This window comes from Burkholderia sp. 567 (assembly GCF_040545115.1).
Taxonomy (GTDB): Bacteria; Pseudomonadota; Gammaproteobacteria; order Burkholderiales; family Burkholderiaceae; genus Burkholderia; species Burkholderia ambifaria.
This window is the reverse complement of record NZ_JBEPLG010000007.1, coordinates 63700-76208: the sequence shown is the minus strand read 5'-3', so window position 1 is coordinate 76208 and position 12509 is coordinate 63700. Positions and strand designations below refer to the sequence as shown.

Below are 12509 nucleotides of genomic sequence, written 5' to 3'. Positions count from 1 at the left end.
CGTCCGTGGCGTTGTCGCATCCCGGGGACCGCGACTTCAGCGAACCGGAGCGGTCGCCCGCCCCTTCCCGCCGTCGTGCTTACCCGTTCGTCGCCGCCGCCGACGCAGGCGCCGGTGCGGCCGCCTTGTCGTAGTCGACCGTCTGGTCCGGCGCGCGCGGCGTCTCGCCGGCTTGCTGGATCCACCCACCGCCCAGTGCGCGGTACAGGTCGACCAGGTTCGTCCAGCGGGCCAGACGCGCGTTGATCAGCGTCTGCTGCGCGGTGTACAGATCGGTTTGCGCGGTCAGCACCGACAGGTAGCTGTCGACCCCGTTCTTGTAGCGCAGGTCCGACAGATCGAAACGACGCTGCTGCGCGTGCTCGTTGCGCTGGAGCGCGGCGATCTGCTGGTCGTACGTGCCGCGTGCCGCCAGCCCGTCCGACACTTCGCGGAACGCCGACTGGATCGCCTTCTCGTAGTTGGCAATCTCGATGCGCTTCTGCACGTTCGCGAGGTTCAGGTTCGCGATGTTCTGTCCACCTTCGAAGATCGGCATCGTGATCTGCGGCGCGAACGACCACGCCGCCGTGCCGGCCTTGAACAGCCCGCCGAGCGTGGGGCTCCCGGTGCCGAACGCGCCCGTCAGCGAGATGCGCGGGAAGAACGCCGCGCGTGCCGCGCCGATGTTCGCGTTCGCGGCCAGCAGCGTCTGCTCGGCCTGCATCACGTCGGGGCGACGCGTCAGCAGGTCCGACGGCAGGCCGGCCGGCACGTCCGTCAGCAGGTTCTGCGCGTCGAGCAGCATGCCCGCGGGCAGATCGTCCGGCAGCGGCTCGCCGATCAGCAGCACCAGCGCATTCAATGCCTGCGCACGCGCGCGCGCCTGCGCCTGCTGGTTCGACAGCGCCTGCTCGACCACCGTCTGCGCCTGACGCAGCTCGAGCTCGGAGCCCGTGCCGTTGTCGAACTGCAGCTTGGTCAGGTCGTACGACGCCTGCGCGGTCTTCAGCGTGTTTTCCGTGACCTTCAGCAGGTCGTCGGTCGACAGCAGCGTCAGGTACTGATCCGCGACCTGCGACACCAGCGAGATCTCGGTGGCCTGCCGTGCATACGACGTCGACAGGTACTGCGCGAGCGCCTGGTCCTTCAGGCTCTGCACGCGGCCGAACAGGTCGAGCTCCCACGACGCGGACAGGCCGACGTTGTAGGCGCGCGAGATGTACGGCGCACCGGTCTGCGAAAGGCCCTGCGGCACGCGCTGGATAGTGCCGGTGCCCGTGCCGTCGAGCGTCGGGAACAGGCCGGCGCGCGTGATCTGGTACTGCGCGCGCGCCGCCTCGATGTTCAGCACCGCGACGCGCAGGTCGCGGTTGTTCTTCAGCGCGATCTCGATCAGCCGCTGCAGGCGCGGATCGACGAAGAATTCGCGCCAGCCGATGGCGGTCGCCGCCTGGCCGTTCGCGCTGCGCGCGCCGGCAGCACCCGGCTGCGTCGCATAGACGCCGTCGGCCGGGTACGCCTGCGCGACGGGGGCGTCGGGCCGCTTGTAATGCGGCGCCATCGTGCAGCCCGTGGCAAGGAGCGCGACCGCGATTGCAGTCAAAGCGTGTTTTTGCATCATCACTGTCCCTTGTTGCCTTCGTCGCCGTTGCCCGGCTTCTCTTCGTGGTGCGAATGCTCCTGAGCCAGGCGCAGCGCCTCGTCGACGTCTTCCTTCTCGCCGCTGAAGATCGCGCGAATCTTCACGAAGAACATCGGGATCATGAAGATCGCGAGGAACGTCGCCGTGATCATCCCGCCGATCACGCCGGTACCGATCGCGTGCTGGCTCGCCGAACCCGCGCCGTTACTGATCGCGAGCGGCATCACACCGAGAATGAACGCGAGCGACGTCATCAGGATCGGACGCAGCCGCAGGCGCGCCGCTTCCAGCGCGGCCTCGATCGGCCCCATCTTCTCCGTCATCTGCAGTTCGCGCGCGAACTCGACGATCAGAATCGCGTTCTTCGCGGACAAGCCCACCGTGGTCAACAGGCCGACCTGGAAGAACACGTCGTTCTCGAGGCCGCGCATCGTCGCCGCAAGCAGTGCGCCCACGACGCCGAGCGGCACCACCATGATCACCGAGAACGGGATCGACCAGCTTTCATACAGCGCCGCGAGACACAGGAACACGACCAGGATCGAGATCGCGTACAGCACCGGCGCCTGCGAGCCGGACTGGATTTCCTGGAACGACAGGCCGGTCCACGAATAGCCGATACCGACCGGCAGCTTCTTCGCGAGCCCTTCCATCGCGGTCATCGCCTGACCGGTCGACTTGCCCGGTGCGGCCTGACCCTGGATTTCCATCGCCGACACGCCGTTGTAGCGCTCGAGCTTCGGCGAACCGTACGTCCAGTGACCGGTCGCGAATGCACCGAACGGCACCATCCCGCCCGACCCGTTGCGCACGTACCAGACGTTCAGGTCTTCCGGCGTCATCCGGAACGGCGCGTCGGACTGCACGTACACCTTCTTGATCCGCCCGTCGGTGTCGAGGAAGTTGTTCACGTACTTCGACGCCCACGCGATCGAGAACGTCTGGTCGATCGCGTCCGCCGTGACGCCGAGCGCGTTCGCCTTCTCGCGATCGATGTCGACCTTGTACTGCGGCGTATCGTTCAGCCCGTTCGGACGCACGCCCTGCAGCGTCGGATCCTTCGCGGCCATCCCGAGCAGCTGGTTACGCGCGGCCATCAGCGCGTTGTGGCCGAGACCGGCGTTGTCCGTCAGCTCGAAGTCGAAGCCGGCGGCCGTGCCGAGTTCCGGAATCGACGGCGGGTTGAACGGGATCACCATCGCGTCCTTGTAGCCCGCGTAGCGGCCGAACATCCGGCCGATCAGCGCCTGGACCTTCTGATTCGCGTGCTGACGCTGCGAGTAGTCCTTCAGTCGCACGAACACCAGACCGGAGTTCTGGCCGCGGCCGGCGAAGCTGAAGCCGTTGACCGTGAACGCCGATTCGACGATTTCCTTCTCGTCCTTCAGCAGGTAGTCGGAAATGTTCGCGAGCGTGCGCGCGGTCGTTTCCTGCGTCGAACCCGACGGCGTCTGCACGATCACGAACATCAGGCCCTGGTCTTCATCGGGCAGGAACGACTTCGGCAGGCGCACGAACAGCAGCCCGACCGCGACGATCACGACCAGATAGATGATGAGCCAGCGACCCGAGCGCTTGATCACGTGGTGCACGCCGACGTGGTACTTCTCGCGGCTGTTGTTGAACGTGCGGTTGAACCAGCCGAAGAAGCCCTTCTTCTCTTCGTGATGGCCCTGCGGGATCGGCTTGAGGATCGTCGCGCACAGTGCGGGCGTCAGAATCAACGCGACCAGCACCGACAGCACCATCGCCGACACGATCGTCAGCGAGAACTGACGATAGATCGCGCCGACCGAACCGCCGGAGAACGCGACCGGCACGAACACCGCGGACAGCACGAGCGCCACGCCGACGAGTGCGCCGGTGATCTGGCCCATCGCCTTGCGGGTCGCCTCCTTCGGCGACAGCCCCTCTTCCGCCATCACGCGCTCGACGTTCTCCACCACCACGATCGCATCGTCCACCAGCAGGCCGATTGCCAGCACGAGGCCGAACATCGACAGCGTGTTGATCGAGAAGCCCACCATCGACATGATCGCGAACGTGCCGAGCAGCACCACCGGCACCGCGATCGTCGGGATGATCGTCGCCCGCAGGTTCTGCAGGAACAGATACATCACGAGGAACACGAGCACGATGCCTTCGAGCAGCGTCTTGACCACTTCCTCGATCGACAGCTTCACGAACGGCGTCGTGTCGTACGGATACTTCACGACGAGGCCGTGCGGGAAGAACGGTGCGAGCTCGTCGATCTTCGCGCGCACGGCCTTCGCGGTTGCGAGCGCGTTCGCGTTGGTCGCGAGCTGGATACCGAGTGCCGCGGTCGGCTGACCGTTGTACTTCGTGTCGAAGTTGTAGTTTTCGCCGCCGAGCTCGATCTTCGAGACGTCCTTCAGGCGAACCTGCGAGCCGTCCTGGTTGACCTTCAGCAGGATGTTGCCGAACTGCTCGGGCGTCTGCAGCAGCGTCGATTCGGTGATCGTCGCCTGCAGCACGGTGCCCGGCTTGGCCGGCGTGCCGCCGATCTGGCCGCCCGCGATCTGCACGTTCTGCGCGGCGATCGCGCTCGACACGTCGACCGGCGTGAGGCCGTAGTTCGTCAGGCGGGTCGGGTCGAGCCAGATCCGCATCGCATACTGCGAGCCGAACAGCGTGACGGTACCGACGCCGTTCAACCGGCTGATCGGATCCTTCACGTGCGACGCCACGAAGTTCGCGAGGTCGTACTTGTTCATGCTGCCGTCTTCGGAGTTGAAGGCGAGCACCAGCAGGAAGCTGCTGCTCGACTTCGTCACCGACAGACCGAGCTGCTGCACGACCTGCGGCAGAACCGGCGTCGCGAGCGACAGCTTGTTCTGCACCTGGACCTGCGCGATGTCGGCGTTGGTGCCCGGCGCGAAGGTCAGCGTGATCGTCGCGTTGCCCGAGTCGTCACTCGTCGACGACATGTACAGGAAGTTGTCGAGACCGCTCATCTGCTGCTCGATCACCTGCGTCACCGTGTCTTCCACGGTCTTCGCGGAAGCGCCCGGGTAGTTCGCGGTGATCTGGATCGATGGCGGCGCGATCGTCGGATACTGCGAGATCGGCAGCGTGAAGATCGCCGCGACCCCGGCCAGCATCAGGATGATGGCGATCACCCACGCGAAGATCGGGCGATCGATAAAAAACTTTGCCATGAAACAGGCTCCCTGTTATTTCGCGCTCGAAGCGGCGGCGGCGCTCGCCGGCGCTGCGCCCGAGGCGGCGGCACCCGACGCGGCGGTACCCGAAGCGGCAGCGCCCGACGCACCAGCACCCGACGCAGCGGCGCCCGAGGCAGCAGCGGCAGCGGCCGGCGCGGCGGATGCGGCTGCACCCGATGCGGCGTCGGCGGCCGGCAACTGCGCGGCGACCGACTTCACCGTCGCGCCCGGACGAACCTTCTCGACGCCCTGCACGATCACGCGGTCGCCCGCTTGCAGGCCGCCTTCGACGATCCAGTTCTGACCTTGCATGCCGGTCGTCTTCAGCGGACGCGGCTCGACCTTGTTGCCCGCGTTCACCACCAATGCGACCGGCTGGCCCTTCGCGTCATGCGTGACGCCGATCTGCGGCACCAGGAACGCGTTCTCGTTCACGCCTTCCTCGATCCGTGCGCGCACGAACATCCCCGGCAGCAGCACGCGGCCCGGGTTCGGGAACACCGCGCGGATCGTCACCGAGCCCGTCGTCTGGTCGACCGTCACGTCGGAGAACTGCAGCTTGCCGGCATCGGAATAGGTCTTGCCGTCTTCCAGGATCAGCGACACCTTCGCCGCGCCCGGGCCGCTCGTCTTCAGGCGGCCGCTCTGCACGTCCTGGCGCAGCTTCAGCCCCTCGAGGCTCGACTGCGTCAGGTCGACATAGACCGGATCGAGCTGCTGCACCGTCGACATCAGCGTCGCCTGGCTCGCCTGCACGTAAGCGCCCGGCGTGACTTGCGAAATGCCGACGCGGCCGGTGATCGGCGACACGACGTCCGTATAGCCGAGGTTGATCTGCGCGGTATCGACCGCTGCCTTGCCGGCCGCGACGTCCGCCGCGGCCTGGCCTTGCGTGGCCACCGCGTTGTCGTATTCCTGCTTGCTGACCGCGTTCGCGGCCACCAGCACCTTGTAGCGCGCGACGAGCGCGTTCTGCGTGACGAGGTTCGCCTGCGCCTTCGCGAGCGTCGCCTTCGCGCTGTTCAGTTGAGCGATGTACGGTGCCGGGTCGATCTTGTAGAGGCGCTGGCCGGCCTTGACGTCGCCGCCTTCGGTGAATTCACGGCGCAGCACGATGCCGTCGACCCGTGCGCGCACTTGCGCGACGAGGAAGGCGCTGGTGCGGCCCGGCAGTTCGGTGAAGACCGGCACGGCTTGCGGCTGGACGGTGACGACACCGACTTCCGGCGTTTGCGGCGGCGGTGCCGATTCTTTTTTTCCGCAGGCAGCCAGGAAAACCGCGGCTGCCGCGACAGTGATCAAGCGGTATGGAACCCGTTCGACGCGCATGGAGCGACCTCTGTTTGTAACCAATGGAATGAGTGCAGCGCCCCGCGGGAGCGCAACACGGATGCGCCTCGCGGCGCAGATCGAACACCTGAATTACGGGACTGCTGGATACAGCAAGTCGGCACGAGACCTCCATGCCGACGAGATGCCGCGAACTGCGGATGGTGCTTTGGCGGGAATCAGCAGAGTGGGATATTAACTGATTGCCACTTGGGTCATTCGATCGTAGGGTGGTATTGTATATACATTCACGAATGTATGTAAAAAGCCCGATCGCCCGTCGCGACCCGCCTAATCTTACGAATTATTTCCAATCGAGAGCATAGCGGCTCCCGGAGACGGCGACGAGGGTTGCAGACCCTATATTCACCTACGATCGTTCCATTCAGGCCTGCACATGGTCAGACGTACCAAGGAGGAGGCGCTCGAGACGCGCAACCGCATTCTCGATGCCGCCGAGCACGTGTTCTTCGAGAAGGGCGTGTCGCACACGTCGCTCGCGGACATCGCGCAGCACGCCGGCGTGACGCGCGGCGCGATCTACTGGCATTTCGCGAACAAGAGCGAGCTGTTCGACGCGATGTTCGACCGCGTGTTCCTGCCGATCGACGAGCTCAAGCGCATGCCGCACGACGCACCCGGCGGCAATCCGCTCGACACGATTCGCAAGATTCTGATCTGGTGCCTGCTCGGCGTGCAGCGCGACTCGCAGTTGCGACGCGTGTTCAGCATCCTGTTCATGAAGTGCGAATACGTCGCGGACATGGAGCCGCTGCTGCAGCGCAACCGCGCGGGGATGAGCGAGGCGCTGCACGCGATCGATGCCGATCTCGCGGTCGCCGTTGGGCTCAAGCTGCTGCCCGAGCGGCTCGACACGTGGCGCGCGACGCTGATGCTGCACACGCTCGTCAGCGGTTTCGTGCGCGACATGCTGATGCTGCCCGACGAAATCGACGCCGAGCAGCATGCGGAAAAACTCGTCGACGGCTGCTTCGACATGCTGCGCTACAGCCCGGCGATGCTGAAGACGGGCGACTGACGGGCGCCCCAGCCGACGGCGCGACGTGCACCGTTTCATCGTCAGCGGCCGGGCGATCCGGCCAGGCGCGCGGTAGTCAGCGCCGCGCCGCCCGAGCGATTCCTCTACTTTCCCCCCGCTCTGGTCAGGCCGCCTTCGCGCGTTGCGCGCGGGCCCGCCGGTTCGACGCGGCCACCGAATCGCGCGTCGGCATCGCCGCGCCGCCGAGCCCCGCGATCCATGCATCGGTCGACATCACGGCCGCGAAATTCGACTGGAACACCACCGTGTACGCGCGGTGAATCTCCTCGGCGCTCGCCGCGCCCGCTTCGTTCTCGTACGGCAACGCGCCGGTTGCGTCCGTCAGGTACTCGACGGCGAGCCCCGCGTGCGCCGCGTGATAGACCGTCGCCGCGTTGCAGTTGTGCGTCATGTAGCCGGCGACCGCCAGCGTGTCGATGCCGTGCGCGTCGAGCCACGCGGCGAGATCGGTGCCGGCGAACGCGCTGGCCTGCGCCTTCACGATCAGGTGCGCATGCGGGCGGTCGGCGACGACCGGATGCAGCGCGACGCCGTCCGTGCCGGGCGCGAAGATCGGCGCCCCTGCCGGCGCGACGTGCTGGACGACGATCACGGGCACGCCGGCCGCATGCGCGGCGTCGATCGCGCGACCGATGTTCGCGAGCGATGTGTCGATGGGCGGATACTCGATCGGCAGGTTGCCCGTCACGTATTCGTTCTGGACATCGATCACGATCAGGGCACGGCGGGAAGCGGAAGGCGATACGGCGTTCGACATGGCAGGCTCCGGGTTTGGCCGCGCCGCCCCGCTCCGGAACGGGGCGGACAGCAGCGCGATGCGATGCATTGTCGGATCGCATCGCGCTTGCCGACAGTGGCCCGATAGCCATTCTTCGATAGAATCGGGCCATCGCCATTCCGGAGCCCGTCATGCGCGCCGCTGCGTCGTCCGTTGCCCCCGCCCCGACCGTCGTCGCCGTGATCGCGTACGACGGCATCAGCCCGTTCCACCTGTCGGTGCCGTCCGTCGTGTTCGGCAAGGAGCGCGATGCGGCCGCGGCGCCCGCGTTCGAGTTCCGCGTGTGCTCGGCCGAGCGCGGCCCGCTGTCGACGACGGGCGGCTTCACGATCACCGCGCCGCACGGGCTCGACGCACTCGACGACGCGGACATCGTCATCGTGCCGGCGTGGCGCGATCCGGCCGAAGCGCCGCCGGACGTGCTGGTCGCCGCGGTACGCGCGGCGGCCGCGCGCGGCGCGCAGGTCGTCGGCCTGTGCCTCGGCGCGTACGTGCTCGCCGCGGCCGGGCTGCTCGACGGGCGCCCGGCCACGACGCACTGGGCGTGGGCCGACGACTTCGCGCAGCGCTTTCCGCGTGTGAAGCTCGACCCCGACGTGCTGTACGTCGACGACGGCAACCTGATGACGTCGGCCGGCACGGCCGCGGGGCTCGACTGCTGCCTGCACGTGGTGCGGCGGCGCTTCGGCTCGGACGCCGCGAACCAGATCGCGCGCCGTCTCGTGATCCCGCCGCACCGCCAGGGCGGGCAGGCGCAGTACGTGCCGCAGCCGGTCGCCGCGCATCCGCGCGACGCGCGGCTCGCCGGCCTGCTCGACTGGGTGCGCGCGCATCTCGACGTCGCGCACAGTGTGGATTCGCTCGCCGAACGCGTGCTGATGAGCCGGCGCACGTTCACGCGCCACTTCCGCCAGGCGACGGGCATGACCGTCACCGCGTGGCTGCAGGCCGAGCGGCTCACGCGTGCGCAGCATCTGCTGGAAACCACCGGACAATCGATCGACGCGATCGCGCAGGCTGCCGGCTATGGGTCGAGCGTGTCGCTGCGCCAGCATTTCGCGGGCGCGCTCGGCACGTCGCCGTCGGCCTATCGGAGGGAATTTCGCGGCGCCGGGCCCGACGCGCGGCGCTAGCGTGGGCGCCGCGCCGCCGGCGCTCGGCCGGGCAACTTGCTAGCGGACGCGGCCGCTCACGCGCCGTTGATCCAGCGCGCCGCATACAGCAGCAACGCGACGAACACGATGATCGCCGCCCACGCCCAGACGGGCAGCGGGCCGGATTCGCGATGATGAACGGCGCTCGCCGCGCGGCCGCTCAGCGCGCCGCCGAGCTGCGACGGCAGCGGACGCTTCGCCGCGGCCATCAGCGACGCGGGCCGCAGGAACACATGCTGGCGACGCGCCGGGCTCGAGCGCGCGCGGTTCGGCACGAGGCCGTGCTTCGCCTGCACGACCGCGCAGAATTCGCGGAAGAAATCGTCGGTCCACTCGTGCAGCGCATTCTCGATCTGCCGCGCCGGCAGCTCGGCGAGCGGCCCGCTCGCCGTCGCCCACACCACGTATTCGATGCGCGTCGCGGCCTCGTCGTCGTCCGGCAGCAGCACGAGCTCGACCTGCCCGCGCAGCGCGCCGAGGCCGTCGGCCCGCGCCTTGAAGTTCAGCACGCGGCGCGGCTGCCCTTCCGCGTCGCCCTGTTCGCTCGCCGAATGCGCACGCACGTCGTAGCGCGCACGCAGCGGGCCGAGCGGGACCGTGATCGTCAGCGCGAACTCGCCGTGCGCGAGCTTCACGAACGATTCGCAATGATCGAAGCTCGCCCGCAGCAACGCGAGATCCTCGAGCGCCTCCCGCACGACAGCCGGCGCGAGCGGTACGCGTAACGTGTCGGTCAGTTCCATGATGCCTCCCCCGATGAACCCACGCCGTCTCAGGACGTCTCGATGAGATTGTCGACCCGTGCGACATCGAAGGCGACGTAGTGCGCGAGCGCGGACGCGGCCTCCCCCGGTTCCTCGTAACTCCACGCGGCGTTCTCGATCACGCCGTCTTCGGTCTGCAGGTGGAAATACACGGCCTGGCCCCGCAGCGGACACGCCGTCGTGACGTTCGACTTCACGAGCCGGTGCATGTTGACGTCGCCGCGCGGCAGGTAATGGATGTCCGGCAGGCCCGTTTCGCGCACGGTCAGTGCGCCCTGCGAGTCGGCGTACGTGATCCCGCGATGGATCACGCGCACGCGATGGCGGTTCGGCACGATTTCTAGGCGAGGGTCGGCGGCATCGGACATCGTTTCTTCTCCGGGCGGCGGCCCCGGCGGGCAAGCCGGGTGCAGGAAACGAAAAAGCCACGGCACAGGGGCCGTGGCTCTCATTATGGGCGAAACTGCACCCGATTGCGCGACCGGACCGGGCCCGCGCAATCCGCTATTGCGTATTCCACCGGAACGCGGCCTTCGCGCCGCCCTTCGCCCCGACCGTGACCGCGCGCGATTCGTCGCTGCCCTGGTACGACGCGTGAACGGTGTAGCGGCCCGGCGGCACTTTCACGAGCATGTACGGCCCGCGTGCGTCCGTCTTCAGCACTTCGGTGCCCTTGGCATCGACGATCCGCACATGGACGTCGGCCAGGAATTCGCCGCCCTGGCCGGTGAAGCGCAGCGCCAGCGGCCACGCCGCTTCGCTTCGCTCGAATGCCGTCGATTGATCCTTGCCGATGCCGCCCGATACGTAGCTGACATCGCCCTGCTGGCTCGCTGCGGGCAAGCCGTCCGAGGCCTCCGATTGCGCGTAGGCGCCGGGCGCGGCGCCGACGAGGCCGGCGGCCAGTGCCGCGGCGGCGGCAATTCGGGACACGTTGCGTAGATATTGCATGGCTCTCTCCTTTCGGGTCGGAACACAGCACCACGGGGCCGAACGCCGGCAGCGCCCGCGAGGGCCGGCGAAGCCGGCCCGCAACGGCCGCCGGTCAGCTCAGGTCGACCGGCACGAAGATCTGTGCATTATCGCGCTGAATCAGGAGAGCAAGACTGTTGCCCGCTCCCTTGACCGCCTCGCGCAATTGCTCGGCGCTCGTGACCGGGCGGCCGTTGACCGCGAGAATCACGTCGCCGGGCTGGATGCCCGCGGTCGCGGCCGGCCCGCCTGCCTGCTGCACGATCAGCCCGTGCGACAGGTTGGTGGCGCTGCGCTCCTGCGGCGTGAGCGGCCGCACCGCGACGCCGAGGCGCCCTTGCTCGACCGGGCCGCCGTCGTTCGACGCCAGCTTCGCGTCGGTCATCGCGCCGAGCGTCACGCTGATCGTCTTCTTCGACTTGTCGCGCCACACCTGCAGGTCGGCCTTCGAGCCCGGCTTCAGGTTCGCGATCTGCGCGGGCAGCGACGTGGAGTCGGCCACCGGCGAACCGTTCACCCCCAGGATCACGTCGCCCGGCTGCAGGCCGGCCTTCGCGGCCGGGCCGTTCGGGTCGACCGAGCTGACGAGCGCGCCGTCCGGCTTCTGCAGTCCGAACGAGCTCGCGAGCGTCTGGTTCAGCCCCTGCACGGCGACGCCGAGGCGGCCGCGGCTCACGTGGCCCGTCTTCACGAGCTCGTCCTTGACCTTGATCGCCTCGTTGATCGGGATCGCGAACGACAGGCCCTGGAAGCCGCCCGTCTGCGAGTAGATCATCGAGTTGATGCCGATCACCTCGCCCTGCAGGTTGAACAGCGGGCCGCCCGAGTTGCCGGGGTTCACCGGCACGTCGGTCTGGATGAACGGCGTGTAGTTCTCGTCGGGCAGCGCGCGCGATTTCGCGCTGATGATGCCGGACGTGACCGTGTTGTCGAAGCCGTACGGCGAGCCGATCGCGACGACCCACTGGCCGACCTTGCTCTGGCCCGGGTCGCCGATCTTCACGGTCGGCAGGCCGCTCGCGTCGATCTTCAGCACCGCGACGTCGGACTGCTTGTCGGAGCCGACGACCTTCGCCTTGTACTCGCGCTTGTCGGTCAGCTTGACCGTGACGACGTTCGCGCCGTCGATCACGTGCGCGTTCGTGAGGATGTACCCGTCGGCGCTGACGATGAAGCCCGAACCGAGGCTCGCGCTCGGCTGGTCGTCCGGCTGCGCGTCGCCGCCCATGCCCGGCACCTGGCCGTAGAAGTGCTTGAAGAACTGGTAGAACGGATCGCTCGGATCCATCGGCAGTTGCGGCTGCTGCACGCGTCGCGACACCTGCTTCACGACGTGCTTCGCGCTGATGTTGACGACCGCCGGGCCGTAGGTTTCGACGAGCCCGGAGAAATCGGGAATGCCTGTCTTCGCCGCGGCCTCGGCCGGCATCAGCGCAGCGGCCTGCGCAGGCGTGATGATCTGCGGATCGGCGTGGCGGGTGCCCGCGACATAGCCGGCGGACAGGGCAGCCGCCACGGCGACCGCGACGGCGCCGCGCGCAAGGAATCGAGTGTTCATCGTAGGACCTCCTCTTTGTTAGGACGCAGCGTAACGACCCTGACTTAAAGGAGGCTTAATCGACCTCGAGCGAGGCCTAGACCCG

General features: G+C 67.7%; 10 protein-coding genes. 2 read left to right on the top strand and 8 right to left on the bottom strand.

The annotated features are described in order from the left end of the window. Positions 1–79: 79 nt before the first annotated feature. Genes ABIC50_RS20685 through ABIC50_RS20675 form a run of 3 tightly spaced genes read right to left on the bottom strand, consistent with a single transcriptional unit; the run spans position 80 to position 6138 of the window. On the bottom strand, positions 80–1603 hold the full coding sequence (locus ABIC50_RS20685; RefSeq protein WP_354166582.1) for an efflux transporter outer membrane subunit: 1524 nt from the start codon (positions 1601–1603) through the stop codon (positions 80–82). After that, positions 1603–4803: an efflux RND transporter permease BpeB gene (bpeB, locus tag ABIC50_RS20680; protein WP_175728257.1), complete on the bottom strand. Its 3201-nt coding sequence runs from the start codon at positions 4801–4803 to the stop codon at positions 1603–1605. The genes ABIC50_RS20685 and bpeB overlap by 1 nt, the downstream gene beginning before the upstream one ends. Positions 4804–4818: 15 nt before the next feature. Then, positions 4819–6138, bottom strand: coding sequence for an efflux RND transporter periplasmic adaptor subunit (locus tag ABIC50_RS20675; RefSeq protein WP_175728256.1), 1320 nt, complete (start codon positions 6136–6138; stop codon positions 4819–4821). 397 nt (positions 6139–6535) lie between these two features. On the opposite strand from ABIC50_RS20675, the gene ABIC50_RS20670 reads away from it, so the two are divergent. Then, positions 6536–7177: a TetR family transcriptional regulator gene (locus ABIC50_RS20670; RefSeq protein ID WP_175656364.1), complete on the top strand. Its 642-nt coding sequence runs from the start codon at positions 6536–6538 to the stop codon at positions 7175–7177. A 124-nt stretch (positions 7178–7301) separates the two neighbouring features. Here ABIC50_RS20670 and ABIC50_RS20665 read toward each other — a convergent pair whose 3' ends face one another. Continuing rightward, positions 7302–7955, bottom strand: coding sequence for a cysteine hydrolase family protein (locus ABIC50_RS20665; protein ID WP_354166580.1), 654 nt, complete (start codon positions 7953–7955; stop codon positions 7302–7304). 152 nt (positions 7956–8107) lie between these two features. On the opposite strand from ABIC50_RS20665, the gene ABIC50_RS20660 reads away from it, so the two are divergent. Further along, positions 8108–9109 carry a helix-turn-helix domain-containing protein gene (locus ABIC50_RS20660; RefSeq protein WP_175714714.1) on the top strand — a complete coding sequence of 334 codons (1002 nt, stop codon included), beginning with the start codon at positions 8108–8110 and terminating at the stop codon, positions 9107–9109. 56 nt (positions 9110–9165) lie between these two features. On the opposite strand, the gene ABIC50_RS20655 is transcribed toward ABIC50_RS20660, so the two are convergent. The 4 genes from ABIC50_RS20655 to ABIC50_RS20640 all read right to left on the bottom strand — a co-directional run bounded on the left by ABIC50_RS20655 (position 9166) and on the right by ABIC50_RS20640 (position 12424). Then, positions 9166–9873 (bottom strand): SRPBCC family protein, encoded by a 708-nt coding sequence (locus ABIC50_RS20655; RefSeq protein ID WP_175736577.1) that lies wholly within the window; start codon positions 9871–9873, stop codon positions 9166–9168. 29 nt (positions 9874–9902) lie between these two features. Further along, positions 9903–10262 (bottom strand): DUF427 domain-containing protein, encoded by a 360-nt coding sequence (locus ABIC50_RS20650; protein WP_354166578.1) that lies wholly within the window; start codon positions 10260–10262, stop codon positions 9903–9905. Between the two features lie 136 nt (positions 10263–10398). Further along, complete coding sequence (locus ABIC50_RS20645; protein ID WP_175660347.1) at positions 10399–10845, bottom strand: carboxypeptidase-like regulatory domain-containing protein; 447 nt, start codon at positions 10843–10845, stop codon at positions 10399–10401. A gap of 94 nt (positions 10846–10939) precedes the next feature. After that, positions 10940–12424 carry a DegQ family serine endoprotease gene (locus ABIC50_RS20640; protein ID WP_011657805.1) on the bottom strand — a complete coding sequence of 495 codons (1485 nt, stop codon included), beginning with the start codon at positions 12422–12424 and terminating at the stop codon, positions 10940–10942. Positions 12425–12509: the final 85 nt, after the last annotated feature.

Bases quoted from the DNA above. Each gene is read 5' to 3' on its own strand.
- ABIC50_RS20685 (WP_354166582.1), bottom strand. From the start codon at position 1,603: ATGATGCAAAAACACGCTTTGACTGCAATCGCGGTCGCGCTCCTTGCC.
- bpeB (WP_175728257.1), bottom strand. From the start codon at position 4,803: ATGGCAAAGTTTTTTATCGATCGCCCGATCTTCGCGTGGGTGATCGCC.
- ABIC50_RS20675 (WP_175728256.1), bottom strand. From the start codon at position 6,138: ATGCGCGTCGAACGGGTTCCATACCGCTTGATCACTGTCGCGGCAGCC.
- ABIC50_RS20670 (WP_175656364.1), top strand. From the start codon at position 6,536: ATGGTCAGACGTACCAAGGAGGAGGCGCTCGAGACGCGCAACCGCATT.
- ABIC50_RS20665 (WP_354166580.1), bottom strand. From the start codon at position 7,955: ATGTCGAACGCCGTATCGCCTTCCGCTTCCCGCCGTGCCCTGATCGTG.
- ABIC50_RS20660 (WP_175714714.1), top strand. From the start codon at position 8,108: ATGCGCGCCGCTGCGTCGTCCGTTGCCCCCGCCCCGACCGTCGTCGCC.
- ABIC50_RS20655 (WP_175736577.1), bottom strand. From the start codon at position 9,873: ATGGAACTGACCGACACGTTACGCGTACCGCTCGCGCCGGCTGTCGTG.
- ABIC50_RS20650 (WP_354166578.1), bottom strand. From the start codon at position 10,262: ATGTCCGATGCCGCCGACCCTCGCCTAGAAATCGTGCCGAACCGCCAT.
- ABIC50_RS20645 (WP_175660347.1), bottom strand. From the start codon at position 10,845: ATGCAATATCTACGCAACGTGTCCCGAATTGCCGCCGCCGCGGCACTG.
- ABIC50_RS20640 (WP_011657805.1), bottom strand. From the start codon at position 12,424: ATGAACACTCGATTCCTTGCGCGCGGCGCCGTCGCGGTCGCCGTGGCG.